The 17,731-nt window shown below is 41.6% G+C and carries 16 protein-coding genes; 11 read left to right on the top strand and 5 right to left on the bottom strand.

What is annotated here, in order from left to right; all coding sequences use genetic code 11:
• Positions 1–10: 10 nt before the first annotated feature.
• Positions 11–1,084 carry a tetratricopeptide repeat-containing glycosyltransferase family 2 protein gene (locus MHH23_RS17520; protein ID WP_041090656.1) on the bottom strand — a complete coding sequence of 358 codons (1,074 nt, stop codon included), beginning with the start codon at positions 1,082–1,084 and terminating at the stop codon, positions 11–13.
• Between the two features lie 133 nt (positions 1,085–1,217).
• On the opposite strand from MHH23_RS17520, the gene MHH23_RS17515 reads away from it, so the two are divergent.
• A complete protein-coding gene (locus MHH23_RS17515) occupies positions 1,218–3,110 on the top strand; it encodes an ABC-F family ATP-binding cassette domain-containing protein (protein WP_098680470.1) in 1,893 nt (630 codons plus the stop codon).
• Between the two features lie 28 nt (positions 3,111–3,138).
• Here the strand turns inward: MHH23_RS17515 and folE2 are convergent, their stop codons facing one another.
• Positions 3,139–4,035 carry a GTP cyclohydrolase FolE2 gene (folE2, locus tag MHH23_RS17510; protein ID WP_340959940.1) on the bottom strand — a complete coding sequence of 299 codons (897 nt, stop codon included), beginning with the start codon at positions 4,033–4,035 and terminating at the stop codon, positions 3,139–3,141.
• Positions 4,036–4,178: 143 nt separating this feature from the next.
• Here folE2 and MHH23_RS17505 point away from each other — a divergent pair, with 143 nt between their 5' ends.
• Together MHH23_RS17505 and MHH23_RS17500 are read left to right on the top strand one after the other, a co-directional pair.
• Entirely contained in the window at positions 4,179–4,604 is a 426-nt protein-coding gene (locus MHH23_RS17505; protein WP_017366797.1) for a MerR family transcriptional regulator, read from the top strand.
• A 57-nt stretch (positions 4,605–4,661) separates the two neighbouring features.
• Positions 4,662–5,852: an MFS transporter gene (locus tag MHH23_RS17500; protein ID WP_340959939.1), complete on the top strand. Its 1,191-nt coding sequence runs from the start codon at positions 4,662–4,664 to the stop codon at positions 5,850–5,852.
• 46 nt (positions 5,853–5,898) lie between these two features.
• Here the strand turns inward: MHH23_RS17500 and MHH23_RS17495 are convergent, their stop codons facing one another.
• A complete protein-coding gene (locus MHH23_RS17495) occupies positions 5,899–7,452 on the bottom strand; it encodes an ABC-F family ATP-binding cassette domain-containing protein (RefSeq protein ID WP_024718592.1) in 1,554 nt (517 codons plus the stop codon).
• A gap of 152 nt (positions 7,453–7,604) precedes the next feature.
• Here MHH23_RS17495 and MHH23_RS17490 point away from each other — a divergent pair, with 152 nt between their 5' ends.
• Positions 7,605–8,747, top strand: a complete 1,143-nt coding sequence (locus MHH23_RS17490; protein ID WP_338706004.1) for a DEAD/DEAH box helicase — start codon at positions 7,605–7,607, stop codon at positions 8,745–8,747.
• Between the two features lie 35 nt (positions 8,748–8,782).
• Here MHH23_RS17490 and MHH23_RS17485 read toward each other — a convergent pair whose 3' ends face one another.
• Both MHH23_RS17485 and MHH23_RS17480 read right to left on the bottom strand, forming a co-directional pair.
• Positions 8,783–9,787, bottom strand: a complete 1,005-nt coding sequence (locus MHH23_RS17485) for an NADP-dependent oxidoreductase (protein ID WP_024718590.1) — start codon at positions 9,785–9,787, stop codon at positions 8,783–8,785.
• 121 nt (positions 9,788–9,908) lie between these two features.
• Positions 9,909–10,286 carry a YfmB family protein gene (locus MHH23_RS17480; RefSeq protein ID WP_017366799.1) on the bottom strand — a complete coding sequence of 126 codons (378 nt, stop codon included), beginning with the start codon at positions 10,284–10,286 and terminating at the stop codon, positions 9,909–9,911.
• 222 nt (positions 10,287–10,508) lie between these two features.
• Here MHH23_RS17480 and MHH23_RS17475 point away from each other — a divergent pair, with 222 nt between their 5' ends.
• From MHH23_RS17475 to ribD, 7 genes are all read left to right on the top strand, one after another.
• The gene (locus tag MHH23_RS17475; protein ID WP_017360406.1) at positions 10,509–10,856 is read left to right on the top strand and encodes a general stress protein; all 348 of its coding nucleotides are present in this window, start codon (positions 10,509–10,511) and stop codon (positions 10,854–10,856) included.
• 931 nt (positions 10,857–11,787) lie between these two features.
• On the top strand, positions 11,788–12,444 hold the full coding sequence (locus tag MHH23_RS17470) for a class I SAM-dependent methyltransferase (protein WP_041506626.1): 657 nt from the start codon (positions 11,788–11,790) through the stop codon (positions 12,442–12,444).
• Positions 12,445–12,464: 20 nt separating this feature from the next.
• Positions 12,465–12,605 carry a hypothetical protein gene (locus MHH23_RS17465; protein ID WP_274660836.1) on the top strand — a complete coding sequence of 47 codons (141 nt, stop codon included), beginning with the start codon at positions 12,465–12,467 and terminating at the stop codon, positions 12,603–12,605.
• Positions 12,606–12,961: 356 nt separating this feature from the next.
• Complete coding sequence (locus MHH23_RS17460; protein WP_017360404.1) at positions 12,962–13,687, top strand: GTP cyclohydrolase II; 726 nt, start codon at positions 12,962–12,964, stop codon at positions 13,685–13,687.
• A gap of 32 nt (positions 13,688–13,719) precedes the next feature.
• The gene (locus tag MHH23_RS17455) at positions 13,720–14,523 is read left to right on the top strand and encodes a formylglycine-generating enzyme family protein (RefSeq protein WP_340959937.1); all 804 of its coding nucleotides are present in this window, start codon (positions 13,720–13,722) and stop codon (positions 14,521–14,523) included.
• Positions 14,524–14,527: 4 nt separating this feature from the next.
• Entirely contained in the window at positions 14,528–16,285 is a 1,758-nt protein-coding gene (locus tag MHH23_RS17450) for a WD40 repeat domain-containing protein (protein WP_056705582.1), read from the top strand.
• 281 nt (positions 16,286–16,566) lie between these two features.
• Entirely contained in the window at positions 16,567–17,649 is a 1,083-nt protein-coding gene (gene ribD / locus MHH23_RS17445; RefSeq protein WP_340959936.1) for a bifunctional diaminohydroxyphosphoribosylaminopyrimidine deaminase/5-amino-6-(5-phosphoribosylamino)uracil reductase RibD, read from the top strand.
• The last annotated feature ends 82 nt before the right edge of the window (positions 17,650–17,731 follow it).

The raw sequence follows: 17,731 nt of genomic DNA, 5'->3' as shown, positions 1-17,731 counted from the left end.
AACAGGAGATTTACGTTTGTTCAGCAAATATTTTTTCGTTGTACAGCACACTAGGATGGGTTGGGTAATGGGCTGAGGATGCAAGATGATGGGTTTTGGCTTGAGCCAAATCACCGAGCTGATAATAACAATAGCAAAGCTGAAGGTGAGGATACCATGTTTTATATTGTGTCAGTGTAAAGGCTGTTTCGATTTCAGGTGCCTTCAGTGCCTGCTCATACCAATAGATGGCCGCTTTGTATTTATTTTGTGCTTTGAAATGATCCCCAATCCGGCAGCAAAATTCTGGACGGGGCTGATCATATAAGAAGGATCGCAATAAGGAGGATAAGGCGGCTTCCTCAAAACCGACTGCATAATAGCAGTCAGCTAAATTTTGGCAAGTGCGAATTTCATCCTCAATCCAGCATTGTTTTGTGGCTAAAAATTTGTGATAAAAGCGAATCGCCTTCACATGCTGCTTGTTATCTCGTAATTCATTAGCGAAGTAAAAGAGATCGCGAGGCGTCATCTCTTCGCCTTTTGCAAGCATGTTTTCATAAATGCGCAGGTTGCGTCCAGGCTCTCCAGCGGTTGTTTTCTTACGCTTTTGATGGGTGACGGCGATATCAGCCGGTAAGATGTTGCCATACACCTGAAGAAACTCATGAACGGCCCCATACCACTGAAAGTTCAAGGCACGCTTGACGAGCCGATTTCTTCTATATTTAAAATTCACCTGACCGTCCTCACTAAATCCAACGTGGTAAAACATCGAGACGGCATCTACTGCGGGATCAAGCGTCTGTTTGAGCTGAAGCAGTTTTTGCTGGTCCTCTTCAAGTAGGACATCGTCGGCATCCAGCCATAAGATATACTCTTTTGTCGCATGGGAAAAAGCGAAATTGCGTGCTTTTGCAAAATGCTGGACCCATTCAAAGTCGAGTACCTTTGCTGAAAAGGAGTGAGCAATGTCCTTTGTTTGATCTGTTGATCCTGTATCAACAATGATCATCTCATCTACAATGTCTTGAACAGAAGACAGGCAGTCAGCCAAAACCTCCTCTTCATTTTTCACAATCATACATAAACTAATGGTTATCATCTTTAGATCACCTCTTCATAGTGTATCGAGCATCAAAAGGAAACATTCTTTTCAGCAGCGGGTTTTTTTAAAACTAGTTTTCTGCTACTGGCTGATTTAAAATAAAGGAAGAATCTATGTAAGGGCTGATAAAATGAGTTTATTGAATGTAGAAGGATTATATAAAACCTATGGCGAAAAAACGCTGTTTGACCATATCTCTTTTCATATAGAACCAAAGGAACGCATCGGGTTAATTGGACCGAATGGAACAGGGAAGTCAACGCTTTTAAAAGTCATTGCAGGACTTGAATCATTTGAGGAAGGCGACATCACAAAGGCAGGGACACTTGATATCGAATTTCTCGAGCAAGATCCTGAAATGAGCGGGGATGAAACGATTCTCGACTATATTTTTTCAGGAACAGCACCAATGATTCAAACGATGAAAGCCTATGAAAAGGCGCTGGCTGATTTAGAGCATGATCCACAAAACGAGGCAAAACAAGAAGCGCTTATGCGTATGCAAAATAAAATGGATCAGGACGACGCATGGGATGCGAACCTTTCGGCGAAAACGATTTTGACAAAGCTTGGCGTTAAAGATGTGAGCCGATCTGTTCATGCGTTATCAGGCGGACAGAAAAAGCGTGTGGCGATCGCCAAAAATTTAATTCAGCCTGCGGGTTTGCTGATTTTAGATGAGCCGACAAACCATCTAGACAACGCAACCATTGAATGGCTTGAAGGGTATTTGAGTCAATACAGCGGGGCTGTCATTCTTGTCACCCATGATCGTTATTTCTTAAACCGTGTCGCCAATCGGATTTATGAATTAAATCAGGGGCAGCTTTACACATATAAAGGAAATTATGAAGTCTTTTTAGAAAAAAGAGCGGAACGAGAAGCAGAAGCTCAAGTAAAAGAAACGAAACGTCAAAATTTGCTTAGACGTGAGCTTGCATGGCTCAGAAGAGGGGCAAAGGCTCGAACGACAAAGCAAAAAGCACGTATCGGCAGAGTGGAAGAGCTGAAGGATCAAAAGGGACCTGATGCAAAGGGAGAGCTTGATTTTGCGATCGGTTCTCACCGGCTTGGAAAACAAGTGATTGAGGCAGAAGAGATCAGCATCACATTTGCTGGTCAAACCCTTGTGGACCAGTTCAGCGATTTAGTCGTGCCAGGGGATCGTATCGGATTTATCGGACCGAATGGAGTGGGCAAAACGACTTTACTCAATTGCCTGGCGGGTAAAATCGAACCGACGAATGGACAATTGACCATTGGACAAACAGTCCGCATTGGCTATTACACGCAGGACCATAACGAAATGAATGAAGAGCTGAATATCATTGATTACATCAAAGAAACAGCTGAAATTGTCAAAACGGCAGATGGCGTCATTGTGACAGCAGAGCAGATGTTGGAGAGATTTTTATTCCCTAGATCCATGCAGCGCACATTTATCCGCAAGCTGTCAGGGGGAGAGCGCCGCAGATTGTATTTATTGAAGGTTTTGATGGAAGAGCCGAATGTTCTCTTTTTAGATGAGCCGACGAATGATCTTGATACAGAGACGCTCAGCATTTTAGAGGATTATTTGGAGCAGTTCCCAGGCGTAGTCATCACCGTGTCGCATGATCGTTATTTCTTAGACCGAGTCGTCCATCGTTTGCTTGTGTTTGAAGGGAATGGACGTATTTCACACTTCCAAGGTGCTTACAGCGATTACATGGAGCAAGAAAAAGAACAGAAGCGGACAGAGACAAAACCAGCTGAAAAACAAGTAGAAGCTGCACCGAAAAAGAGGAAAAAACTATCCTATAAGGACCAGCTTGAATGGGATGGGATTGAAGATCGGATACAAGCACTAGAGGACAAACACCAGCAACTCGAAGCCAGCATTGCTGAGGCTGGCAGTGATTTTGGGAAAATTCAAGAGCTGATGGACAAGCAAAAAGCCGTCGCTGAAGAACTAGAACAAGCAATGGACCGCTGGACAGAACTGTCGCTGATAATTGAGGAATTAGAAAGTAATGAAAAATAAAGGTTGGCAAAAAAACTGTAGAGACATTCTACAGTTTTTTTTGATAAGAACATTTGGCATAAGCATCGTGCTGGTGAATGGATTCTTCATTTCGGCACTCAACTTGAAACCCTTTGATCCAGTTTTGTTCGTACAACTCTGCCGCAATTAATCTCGCAACATCCTCTACAAAACGTGGATTTTCATAGGCCTCTTCTGTCACGTGTTTTTCATCTGGTCTTTTGAGTACAGGGTAAAGGGGCGCACTCGCATTAGACTCGATGATCTGCAGTAGATCTGCTTTCATGTCATCAGGGAGTTGACCTTGTTCAAACAGCTCTACCTGAATAGATACAGTGCCGCGCTGATTATGTGCGCCGTATTCACTGATTTCTTTTGAACAAGGACATAACGTTGTCACTTGAGCAGTGCAGCCAATATGACAAATCCATCCGTCTTCTTCATGAAAGTGGATGTCGTATTGCACGTCTGCATGCATCAAACCGGACTTTCCGCTGATGGGACTCTTTTTTTCCATGTACCACGGAAAGGAAACTTGAATCGAGGCAGAAGGCTGATTCATTTGCGTGGCAAGCTGTGCGGTCAATTCTTTTAAGGAATCCACATCAACCGGCTTTCCGCTCACATAAAATGAGTGAAGCTGCTCGGTGAGACGGCTCATATGAATACCTTTTTGATGAGCTGGCAAATATGTACTCAGCGTAAAATCAGCGGAAGAGGTTTGGTGCTGTGGAGCCGTTGTAGACAAAATATGTACAGGGTACGACACACGGCAAATTCCGACCTGTTCCAGATCAAAATAAAAGTCCTGTTCGGTTTGTTGGATGTCTATCATGTTCTCTTTTTGACAAGGTTTTGTTCTAGCGCTTGGCGGGACAGAACCGAATTGTGCGTGTCGTTCTTTTTTGGATGGAAATGAACGCATAGGGTACCTCCTTTAAAACGTAATGATTCCTATTTATTCTGCATCAAACCACAAAAGAAATCAAGTGATCAAATATTAACGTTTACGTTAAGGTCATAAAGGTGTATAATAAAACATGAATTGATGAGCAGGAGGCACTGGCGATGGAATGGATGAAAATTGATCAAGTGGCGAAAAGAAGCGGTCTGACGAAACGGACCATTCGTTTCTATGAAGAGATTGGTTTATTATCAGCACCAAAGCGGACAGAGGGCGGTGTCAGACTTTACTCAGAGGATGACATGGAAGAACTGGAGAAAGTGATGCAGGCCAAAGAAGTACTTGGCTTTTCTTTACAAGAGCTTCAATCGTTTATGGAAATCGGAAAACAGCTTGAGCTGAATAAAGAAGGCTACTTGCTGTCACTTGACCCGAAGGAACGATTAGAGAAACTGTTAGATATTGATGCGCAGCTGACTGTGCAGCATCAATTGATTACAAAAAAGCTAGAAACGATTCAATCCTTTAAAAAGGATCTTGAAATGATGAAAGAAAGAGCGGCTCATGCCATTGAGCAATTACAAAAATAAACACCTCAGTGTGTTTATTTTATTTTGTTAAACAACTGTAGGAAAGGTTCTGATGGAATGAAGGAAGAAGAAGTGTTGAAACAGCGTACGAGTTTGCTTAGACAGCCGAAGGCCGTCTGGGCGGTGGCCTTTGCTTGTGTGATTTCATTTATGGGCATAGGGCTTGTAGACCCGATTTTGCCTGCCATTGCATCACAATTAGATGCATCTCCAAGTCAGGTCTCTCTTTTGTTTACGAGCTACTTACTTGTGACTGGCTTTGTGATGTTTTTTACCGGTTTTATTTCTAGTCGGATTGGTGCGAAATGGACGTTATTAATCGGACTTATTTTTATTATTGTCTTTTCTGCTTTAGGGGGTACCTCTTCAACGATTAATGAATTAATCGGCTTTAGAGGGGGATGGGGCATCGGGAATGCCTTATTCATTTCAACGGCATTATCAGTGATTGTCGGTGTGTCTGTTGGCGGAAGTGCGAAAGCCATCATTTTATATGAGGCTGCACTAGGTCTTGGGATTTCTGTTGGGCCGCTCCTTGGCGGTGAGCTTGGAACGATCTCTTGGCGCGGGCCATTCTTTGGTGTGGCAGTGTTAATGCTCGTTGCTCTTTTAGCCATTACCTTTATGCTGCCACCTATGCAAAAGCCGCAGAAAAAGGTGAAGTTATTTGAAGCTGTTGGAGCCTTGAAATATAAGGGGCTTTTAACGATGGCATCTGCTGCTTTCTTATATAACTTTGGATTCTTTGTTCTTCTAGCTTATTCGCCATTTGTGCTTCATCTGGATGAGCATGGTCTTGGCTATGTCTTTTTTGGATGGGGATTATTTTTGGCTGTGACATCTGTCTTCTCAGCGCCGGTCATTCATCGCAAATTGGGTACATTAACAGCTCTTGTTGTTCTCTTTGCTTCGTTTGCTGTGATTTTATTCGGCATTGGAATATGGGCATCACATGTGGTCGTGGTCATTTGCGGTATTGTCATTGCTGGGGGAATCCTCGGCATGATCAATACGGTGCTTACGACGGCTGTGATGGGATCAGCTCCTGTTGAGCGTTCAATTGCATCATCTTCATACAGTGCTGTACGATTTATTGGTGGTGCGATTGCGCCTTGGATTGCGGGAGTTCTCGCTGAAACTTACACAGCAAGCACCCCTTATTATGTAGGGGCGGCTGTTGTTCTGTTAGGCATGATCATCCTGCTAATTGGCCGGAAACATCTCATCAATATTCAAGCAGGTCATTAAATAGAAAAAGCCTTATATCTGCATGAGATATAAGGCTTTTTTGTGATTATAATACTTTGGTCGTCCAAGATTCGCAATTCCAAGTTTCAGTGGCCACATCTTGATAAAATTCAGGTTCGTGTGAAATTAATAGGACGCTGCCTTTATATTCTTTTAACGCGCGCTTTAATTCTTCTTTGGCATCGACATCCAAGTGGTTTGTCGGCTCATCGAGAACAAGTAGGTTGGTTTCTTCATTGATCAGCTTACAAAGGCGGACCTTCGCTTTTTCACCACCACTTAAAACAGACACACGGCTTTCAATATGTTTTGTCGTTAAACCGCATTTGGCAAGGGCAGCTCTGACTTCATATTGTGTGTATGATGGGAAGGTGCTCCACACCTCTTCGATACAAGTGTTGCTGTTTTGTTCTTTTACTTCTTGTTCAAAGTAGCCAATATGCAGGAATTCTCCGCGTTCCACCTCACCAGAAAGGGGGGAGATTTCTCCAAGAAGACTTCGGAGCAGTGTCGTTTTTCCGATACCGTTGGCACCGTATAATGCAATTTTCTGCCCGCGTTCCATTTTTAAATTCAATGGACGAGAGAGCGGTTCGTCATACCCAATGACTAAATCCTTCGTTTCAAAAATCAATTTCCCTGATGTACGTGCAGGTTTAAAGTGGAATTCTGGTTTTGGTTTTTCTGCCGCTAATTCAATCATGTCCATTTTATCGAGTTTCTTCTGACGAGACATCGCCATATTTCGAGTGCTGACACGTGCTTTGTTTCTCGCGACGAAATCCTTTAATTCAGCCACTTCTTGTTGCTGCCTTTTATACGCTGCTTCTAGCTGCTGCTTTTTCACTTCATATACTTGTTTAAATTGGTCATAATCACCAACGTATCGCGTGAGTTCTTGATTTTCGACATGATAAATCAAGTTAATGACACTGTTTAGGAACGGGATATCATGTGAAATGAGGATAAATGCATTTTCATATTCCTGCAAATAGCGCTTCAGCCACTCAATATGCTGTTCATCTAAATAGTTGGTCGGCTCGTCAAGAAGAAGAATTTCAGGCTTCTCTAACAGCAATTTCGCAAGCAGTACTTTTGTACGCTGTCCGCCGCTCAGCTCTGTCACATCACGATCGAGCCCGAGATCTGTTAACCCAAGACCTCTTGCAATTTCCTCTACCTTGGAATCAATGATATAAAAATCATTGTTCGTCAGGGCATCCTGAATGACGCCTACTTCTTCTAAAAGCTTTTCCAGTTCATCAGGATCTGCTTCACCCATTTTTTCGTAAATGTCATTCATTGCGGCTTCCATTGAGAATAAATAATGGAATGCATCTTGAAGGACTTCACGAATGGTTCTTCCTTTTTCAAGCACGGTATGCTGATCGAGGTAGCCGACACGGACATTTTTTGCCCATTCGACCTTTCCTGCATCTGGCTCAAGCTTGCCAGTAATAATATTCATAAACGTTGACTTTCCTTCACCGTTGGCGCCGATCAAGCCGACATGCTCGCCTTTTAATAACCGGAAGGAGACTTCGTGGAAAATGGCTCTGTCGCCAAAGCCATGACTTAAATCTTTAACAGATAATATCATTTTTTACACCTCAAATAGATTCAAAACGGCTAGTGCCTCTCATGATTATATCGAACTGTCCGGCTCGATAAAAGCATCAAAAGAAAAATTGCGTTTCAAAGCTGATTTTGAGATACTTAAGGATAGATTGAATGAGGATAAAGGAGATCAACATGACGGAAAATTGGGCATTTTTGAAAGAAGCAAAGCCATTTATTCAAAAGAACTTTGAAGCGGCTGGCTTTGAGAAGCCAACAGCGATACAAGAACAAACAGCAGAGTGGATTACGGAAAAACGCGATGTGATCGCAGAATCACCGACTGGAACAGGGAAGACCCTAGCGTATGTTCTGCCGCTTTTAAATAAAATTGATGTGAGTATCAAACACCCGCAAGTCTTAATCTTGGCACCTTCAAGAGAGCTTGTGATGCAAATTTTTGATGTTGTGCAAGAGTTCAAACAAGGTTCAGACATCAAAGCTATTTCCTTAATAGGCGGGGCAAACATCAAGAAGCAGCAGGAAAAGCTAAAAAAACACCCGAATATCGTGGTGGCGACACCGGGTCGCGTACAAGAGTTAATCAAAATCAAGAAACTGAAAATGCATGAAGTGAAAACGATCGTGTTAGACGAGGCAGACCAGCTTCTTGTCCCAGAGCATATGAAAACGATCCAAGCGATCATTAAATCCACATTAAAAGAAAGACAAATTCTTTGTTTCTCTGCGACGTTGAAAGAGGAAACCGTTCAACAGATTAAAGACATTGCATCTGAACCAGAGGTATTGAGAATTAGCAGAAGCCAAGAAGAAGCGCAGAAGGTAGGGCATTATTTCCTGTTATGTGATCAGCGTGACAAGGTGAAATTACTGCAAAAGCTATCACGGCTTGAGGACATGCAGGCACTCGTCTTTGTGCGAGATATTACGAATTTGAGCATTTATGCAGAAAAATTAGCGTATCACCATGTCGACCTTGGCGTGCTTCACAGTGAAGCGAAAAAAGCAGAGCGTGCTGTCATCTTAAAGGAATTTGAACAGCGTGAATTCCCGCTTCTTCTTGCAACAGATATCGCAGCAAGAGGGATCGATATTGACGATCTGCCTTACGTGATCCATGCCGACCTGCCAAACGAAGAAGGCTATATCCACCGTTCAGGCAGAACCGGCCGCGCAGGAAAAGAAGGGGCTGTTATCAGCCTAGTCACATCTCAAGAGCATTCAATGCTTAAAAAAATGGCGAAAAAGCTAAATCTTTCGCTTCAGGAAATTGTTTATAAGCAAGGTCAGCTGCACCTTGCGCCCAAGCAAGCATAAAAAAAGGACCCTCCCACATGGAGGGTCCTTTCTTTTTATGAAATTTTGACAAGTTGTTTTCCGACATTTTCCCCTTTGAATAGTCCAAGGAATGCATCTGGAATATGGTCAAAGCCTTCGATAATGGTTTCTTTGTAAGTCAGTTTATCTTCTTTTACCCATTGTGCGAGATCTTTTGCCGCCTCTTCAAAACGATCAGAGTAGTTGGCAACAATGAAGCCCTGCATCAATGCACTTGTTTTAATGAGTTTTGTTTGCACTCGAGGGCCAATGTCTTCGCTTGCACTAATGTTATAAGAAGAAATGGCGCCGCAGACTGGAATACGTGCAAAACGGTTCAAATGATTCATCACAGCATCAGAGATTTCGCCGCCCACATTGTCAAAATACACATCGACACCGTTTGGACAGGCTTTTGCAATGGCGTCATCTAAATCATTTGTTGTTTTATAATTAATGGTTTCATCAAAGCCCAGTTCTTTTAAATAAGCCAGCTTATCATCAGATCCGGCAATTCCAACGACGTGGGCACCTTTGATTTTAGCGATCTGTCCGACAACAGAACCAACGGCACCTGCGGCTCCAGAAATGACAACAGTTTCGCCTTCTTTTGGCTGACCAATCGCAAGAAGTCCAAAATAGGCGGTTTGTCCTGGCATGCCCAAAATCCCTAAGTAATAAGATAACGGCGCAATGGATGGATCAATTTTTGTCAGAGACTCTGCTTTGGCAGTAGAATATTCCTGCCAGCCAAGGAATCCAAGTACAAAATCACCTTTCTCAAATTGAGGAGATTTGGACTCGACGACTTCTCCGACCACACCACCTTGAATGACTTCATTCAGCTTGAACGGAGGTGTATAGGATTTTGTATCTTGCATTCGTCCTCTCATGTAAGGATCTACAGACACATATTTCGTTTGAATCAAGACTTCGCCATCTTGCGGCGTTGGTATATCAACTGTTTCAAAATGAAAAACATCTTTAGTAGGTAACCCTTTTGGACGTTTTGCTAATTGAATTTGTTTTTGTTGACTCATGTCAAATCCTCCCTTTCACTTGCAACCTAGATTTACATTAACATGATGCTTCTTTTCGTTCAAAACATACGGTCTTTTCCAAGCACATACAAAAAAGCAGCCACCATCTAAAAGAAGGGGACTACTTTTTTTGAAGAGAGACAGAAAGGAGCGGCGGGAGACAACCAAACAGTTGATACTCATCCGCATCACGTTCTTTTAATAAATATTCATTTGCATTTTGCATGGAGGCTTTCATCATATCGTGCGTCACAAAAGGAAAAAGGATATTTAAATATGAGGACAACAGGTCTTGTGGATCTTGTTCGATTGACTCGATATCTCCAATGTTAATAATAATAGAAAAGAGATAATCGATGCAGATGTGAAAGTGCTGTTCAGCAAACAAAGTAAGCGGCTTTGCTTTTGATTCTTCAGGATTCCATTTTTGAAAAAGCTGTTTCACCAAATCACTGACAACCCATGCATTAAACTGCTGCTCAGCTGAAAAATAATACATCAGCTCCACCCCATTTCTAGCCTCCAGTATAAAAATTGTACAACAAATGACAAGGAATGAATACAATTTTTCAGAAAATTTAGTCATATTCACAGTCTTTTTGTTAAAAATAAGTCCATAGACGCATTAAGTTCACAGAGTAAAAATGGATGTGCTGGAGGAAGGTTTAATGACAAAAGTGACGGGTAAAAGATTCGTAAGACGTTAAAGGAGGAATAATAAATGAAACCTGTTGTAAGAGAGTATTCAAATGATGAAACACTTCAAAGAGATGTGGAGCAATTAAAACAACTCGGTGTTGCAAGAGAGGACATTTATGTTCTGTCCCATGACGATGATCGAACTGAGCGTATTGCAAGTAACACAGATGCCAATACGATAGGTCCAAAAGAAGTTGGACTCAAGCATGCGGTTGGAAACATCTTTAGCAAAAAGGGAGATGAACTCCGCAATAAGATTCACGAAATTGGTTTCTCAAAAGAAGAAGCTGAGACATTTGAAGAACATTTAGACGAAGGAAAAGTTCTTCTCTTTGTGACTGACCATGAAAAAGTGAAAAATTGGGCATAAACGCCATCGTAAAAAGCCTCTTACTTTTGTAAGGGGCTTTTTTTCATGATGCGATAATTAAAATCTACCATCTGTCTTTTTCACTATAATAAGAAAGGTTGAAAAATTGGGATAAACAGTAAAATGTCTAATTGAAAATATAGAAATATCAAAGGGTACCATCAAAAAAATGAAAAAAGTAGTGAAAATATCACAAAAAACCATTCGGGAAATAATTATGATATCTTTATTTTTATTTCAAAATGAAATAAAAATCTTGTGTAATTTAGTAGATAAATTTCTTAGTTCTATTGGTTTAAGTTGTATTTTTGTGTAAAAATAAGTGTTTTAAGGTCAAAAAACCACGAAATATACCTGTATTTTCAATTAGAAAATCATTCTAATGTTTAGGAAATAATTTGTTGACAAAATAATCTAAAAACAATATATTTGGCTTAATCAAGTTATTATGGAATTAGTTGTTAAATTTTCGATAGGTGGATTTCAGGATCAATTCGGTAAATGATGATGCATTAAGACCTAAGGGAGAGCGCTTCTGAGGCAGAGCGATACTGAAGAAATATCTATTAGACAAAAAAATAGATGAAAGATAGCTTAGAATGGTAGATTCGTCTTTCTACTATGCCTATTTCTCAATGATATTGTTCAAGGTATTCAGAGGATCATCATAAAGAAAGCGCTTTCTTAGCGCTGTTAAGGAGGTGAATTCATATGAAGAAAATGTATAACAAACTGAGGCGCTGTAACAGTTGAATGGCTGTGGTTGTATGTGAAGATGAGTGCTGAAAAAGAAGAGTGACATGTGGGATGCTTCTCTCCTTTTTCAGAAAACAGATTTCCTAAAAAATCCATCTTCATTTTATCATAAGGCTTTTTGCTTGAAAACCACCTTTATTAGGAAAGGTGATTGTGAATTGAAGGAGGTCACGTGATGAAAAAGGCATTGTATCATGAAGACAGCGGGTTGTATTTAGAGAAAATGCGCATGGCTTTTCAAGAACACTATGAGCAAAGAACAGATATGTGGTCCACTGATCCATCATTAACAGACGCTGCTGTGATGTCTCTCAAGGCATGGCGTTCCAGGGAAAAGGATGCACTTGCTTCTGTGCTGGATATCGGCTGCGGGAACGGCAGGGCTCTTGAACATTTACAAGGACTGTCGGCATATACCGGCATTGATCTTTATGAGCATGAGGAATGGGAAGGATTAAAGAAGAGAAAAGAGGTTCCTGTCCATTTTTATCATCAAGATTTTATGTCCTGGTCGATGAATCAAGGGCGCGAGCTGACGTTTGATTTGATTTTAGATCATGGCTGCTTTCACCATCAGCACCCTGATGACCACGAACGATACTTAAAGCAGATTTCCTCGCTGCTTCATGAAGGTGGTGTCTTTTCCCTTGTTGTATGGGGAGAAGAGTGGAAAACAGGCTTAATCGGAGAAGATGGACGCTTCCATTTTTCATTCTCAGATACTCAGCTTGGAGAAAAGATTTGTACATCAGGACTTGAGCTCGTTTCGATTACACCATTACAAGCGAAGGCTGGGATCAGCCAGCATCATGTCATTGCTGTCAAAATCTAGTGCAAAGGAGGATAAACGCGATGTTTGATGTGATGGTTCTTGGTGCATACCTAGGCGGGTGTCATGCTTCAATCAATGTAGCTGAATTGAAGTACGGACTATTCATCCAATCAAAAAGGGTACAACCGGATGACGTGCATTTGAAGAACCAGAGCTTCTAGTAAAGGAGAAAGCAGCTCGAAGCTAGCAGAGATATTCTTTTAGAGAAAGAGCATGTCAGTTTCCATTCAAGAATCATCAAATGGTGTTGCTCTCTTACAGAGAATACAGCGTGAAGCTCGATTTCTGCTCCTTTGTACTGGACAAGTGACAGTCTAAAAAGAGTCTTTATGAAAGGTACTGATGGATGATTGGCATCGCACATCTATTCAGCCAGTATGACAGGAAATTTCTCCTGAGCCATGATTCTAGCTGGAACCGGTGCTCAGGATGCAAAGGGAGTGCATACACATATTCATCACGCCATCACTGCGCTGAGAGAGTTCAATGGGGTGCAGTGATGAATAGGGGGAGACAAATGAACAAGTTTGTAGCTGAACTACAATCAATGATTCATCATTTTACATTTCAAGAAAAACACTATTTGCTCGTGGGGCCAGTGAACCTGCCGATCTCTATTGAACATGAAGAAGTGCAGTTTACATGGTATGCCTTTGCGTCTGTAGAAGCTGATACAACGCCAACGGTTGAGTCTATTGTACAAATGAGTACCGAGCAGCAAACATTTTCCTCTTGTCTCCTTTTTGGCGACTTTGAAAATGAAGTGCCACCGCTTGTGCGAATTCATAGTGTCTGCCAAACAGGGGATGTGTTTGGGTCACTGAAATGTGATTGCGGTCCACAGCTTGCATCATCGCTAAAAAAAATCACCGATTACGGAAAAGGCATGCTTGTGTATATGGCCAATCAAGAAGGGCGCTCTATTGGGTTAATGGCCAAAGCCTTCACGTATAAATTACAGGAAATGAAACTGGATACATTTGAGGCGAACAGGTTGATCGGATGCGGAGATGATGATCGGCATTACGAGGAAGCAGCGGCTGTCTTGCACTATTTAAACAAAGGGAAACCATTGCATCTCTTAACCAATAATCCAGATAAAGTCGATTCCATTGCTGCTTACGGTCTTCCGGTTTTACGGTTTGATCATACGGTAGAAGCCTCTCTCTATAATGAGGCGTATTTAAAGGCAAAAGCAGCATCAGGGCATATGGTCGATGAGAAGAAATTAATTAATCAGTAGATGAGTTTATTTAAAGAAGGCGGGAGAAAAGCGTGAAACCTGATATCAATTGGATTCAAATCCCAAGCGGCTATGCGACGATTGGAAGTAATGAAGAAGATATGAAAAAGGCATCAGAATTTTGGAAGGACAAACTTCTGAATCCAGCCTATGGCCGTGAGAAAAAATTTCAAAAATGGCTGTACAAAGAATTTCCATCTTATCAGCCGTATATAAACGAATTTTTCATCTCAGGTACGGTCGTCACCAATGAATGGTATCAAAGCTATTGCGACGAGACAGGAAAGCCTTATCCAGAGAGCTTGACGAACCTAGAACTTGGCGGGGGAAAAGACCATCCAGCTTGGGGCATGGACATCGAGGAAGCTTTCTCATTTTGTCAGTGGCTGAGCGGGAAGCTTGGATATGAGGTATCGATCCCTACTGAGGAAGAATGGGAATATGCTGCCAGGGGCAATACGAGACATCAATATCCTTGGGGAGATGAGTTTGATCCCTCTTACTGTAATACACACGAATCAAATATTGAAAAAACGACACCTGTCCGTCATTACGAAAAAGGAAGATCTCTATTTGGACTATATGATATGGGTGGCAATGTCGAAGAATGGGTCAACACCAAGTATCACATATATGAAGGCGGCATTGAGGTTGTAGATGATTTAACCGAGACACTCGGCAGTGATTACTACATTTTAAAAGGTGGCTCCTTCGCAAGAGGCGGAGATTTATGCAGAGTCGCAAGAAGACACGGGAAACACCCAGACCCTGTTTTTCGATTTACTGGTTTTCGTGTAGTTACTCGTCAAAAACAACATATAAAGGTGGGAGTGTAAAACCATGCATAGAGGACCGATTACATCCGTTTTATCAACTCAGCATGACCAAATTGTCTACACAGGTGGCTATGACCGCTGTATTTATAAATGGGACCGTGCCACGGGAGAAGGAACATTCATTGGCAGTCACGAGCATATCATCAACTCTTTATCCCTTTCGGAAAATGGAACGTATTTAGCGAGTGCATCGTCAGACTATACCATTCAATTATATGATACTAGCACACATACAAGAATTCGTACGTTATATGGTCATGCGGATGATGTGGAAGCTGTCGCATTTGCAAAGCAGGATACGCTTCTTGTATCGGTGTCCAGAGACAGAAGATGCTTAGTTTGGGATATTGAAACGGGAGCCATTTTAAGAGAATTTCATGGACATAGCAAGGATGTATTAGCTGTATGGATTCATGAGGATAAAGCTTATACAACTGGTGACGATGGCTATGTCCTTGTATGGCTCTATGAAACAGGAGAAATTGTAGGTGAAATTGGCCCGTTTGATTATGAGCTGGATACCATCAGCGGCAGCAATCAAAAAGAAGTATTCGCCCTTGGTAGAGACGATGGCACAGTCATCATTTATGATGCTGCTACATTACAGGAGAAAAAAATCATTAAAGCTCATTTACAAGGTGTGAAACGTGTGAATTTTTCGCCGAGCGGTAACTACTTGCTTACAGCGGGTTATGACCATCTAATTAAGCTGTGGAATTATGAAACCGGTGATTTAATTGATACGTTGCTGCCTCATAAATATCAATGGGAACGCTCGCTTGTTTGGACAGAAGACGAGCAAGCCATTTTAGGAGCCAGCTTTGGGAAAACGTATTGTGAATGGTCAATTCAAGAAGGAAAAGTGATCTCTGATGAGCAGGAATTGGCGACACCTTCTATTAATGATATTGCGTTGACTGAAGCGGGTGATATTATCACTGCATCAGATGACGGAAAATTCAGAAAGAATGGAATCGAAATCGCAAAATCAACAGGTGTTCTCACAAATGGAGTGGCTGTTGCACGGGATGGAAGCTATTATGCATGGGGCGATCATGCGAGTCAGGTGCATATTGTACACGAGTCATTGCAGCAAATGGTCTCTTTTGATCTCAACACAGGTCCTGTCAATAGTGTGTATTTCCATGAGGAGGATCGTCAATTTTATATCGGCACTTATGGCGGTTATGTGCATGTCATTTCGACAGAACACTTAAAGGAAATTGGCCGTTCTAAAGCACATGATTGCGCGGTCAAAGCATTAAAGGTAGAAGGAGATCATATCATCACAGCGGCAGTGGAAGGAACCATCTGTCTTCTCGATAAAAAGAGTTTGTCCTTAACAGCAGAATATATCGGGGCGACAGAGCTGTTAAATGATGTATTTATTGATAGCAAAAGAGATCGTATTGCCATTGTCAGCCGTGATAAAAACGTCCGATTGTTTGATTTGCATACAGGCAGAATTTTAAATCAGCACAACGAGCATCAATATTCCATTAAATCCATCACTGTGACAGACTCTGGCTATATTGTGAGCGGAGACTATTGGGGATATATTGTGGTCTGGAATCCAGAGCTAGATGTCAATACAGGTCCGATTCGAATTGCTAAGAATGGCATTAGTGCCATTAGACAACTAGGAAATGATGTGTATGCAAGCTCATATGACGGTGGTATTTATTATATTCGAGAAGATGGCACACATACGGAAGTACTGCGCTTATTTGAACAATTTCCGAAAGAAGTAATCTCTCATTAAGAAAAAGAATGTAAGCGGGGGATTCTCATGATAAGTGTTTGCAAGGAACATATGAAAAAAGGTCTGACTGTACTCAATTGTCCGCATGTGCTCCTCATTAATAAATATGAATGTCGCAAATGCTGTTTTTGTAAACAACGAGCATCATATAAACTGTTTTATTCCTTGCCTTACTATGATCGATCTGAAAAGAAACGGCTTGAGACAGTATAGCACATGAGAATAGAACTCCTTCATTTTCTGAAGGAGTTCTTTCCCTTGAGAGAAGAAAGGAGCCCGAGATGAAAGACGATGTTTTTTATATGAAGCTGGCGATTGCCAACGCGAAGGCGATGAAAGGACAAACCTCACCCAATCCGCTTGTTGGTGCAGTGATTGTTCAGAGCGGTGAGATTGTTGGGATTGGTGCGCACATGAAGGCTGGCGAGCCTCATGCTGAAATTCATGCGCTGCAAATGGCAGGAGAAAAGGCGAAGGGAGCTGACATGTATGTGACACTCGAACCTTGTACACATCACGGAAAAACAGGCCCTTGCACCGAAGCGATCATTAAAAGTGGTGTGAAGAAAGTGTTGATTGCCACTCAAGATCCGAATCCGGTTGTTGCAGGAAAAGGAATTGCCTTTTTGAAAAAGGCTGGAATTGAAGTGGAGCAAGGTATATGTAAACACGAAGCAGATCGTTTAAATGCTCCTTTTTTTCATTTGATGCAAACAAACCTTCCTTATGTCATCTTAAAATCAGCTATTTCGATAGATGGGAAAATTGCCACGGCTGATCAAGAAAGCAAATGGATCACTGGAATAGAAGCGAGAACAGAAGTGCAGCGCTTACGTCAAGAAGTAGATGCGGTGCTGACAGGAGTGGAAACGATTATTCAAGATGATGCCGGCTTAATTGTAAAGGATTCATTCAACCATCAGCCCATTCGTGTCATTTTAGATTCAACATTAAGGATACCGCTTCATGCCAAATGCTTAACAGATCATAGGGCAGAAACCATAATTTGTACATCACAAGATTATGATCATCAAAAGTATCAACAGTTGATACAAAAAGGTCATCAAGTATTTGTCACAAGCGGAGAACACCGGACAGATCTTCAGGATGTGTTACACCTGTTGAAGAAGCGCTCTGTGATGTCAGTGCTTGTAGAGGCAGGGGGCAGTGTGAGTGCGTCATTTTTAGAAGCATCACTTGTGAACGAAGCTTTTATCTATATGGCACCTTTATTAATCGGAGGGAAAGATGCACCTACTTTTTTTGAAGGAGAAGGTGTGAAGAAACTAAAAAAGGCGATCCGTCCAGCGGATATTGAATATAGTATGGTAGGAAAAGATTTGAAAATGACGATGACATTTTAACGATGGAGAGAGGTCCTTGCATGCAGGGTGCAAGACCTTTCAAATTTTTTGATAAAAATAAAATTGTACATACACCTTTATC

The sequence above is a fragment of the Bacillus sp. FSL K6-3458 genome, assembly GCF_038005045.1.
Classification (GTDB): domain Bacteria; phylum Bacillota; class Bacilli; order Bacillales; family Bacillaceae; genus Bacillus; species Bacillus altitudinis.
Note: the sequence above shows the minus strand (reverse complement) of the source record. Positions and strands in the feature narration are given on the sequence as shown.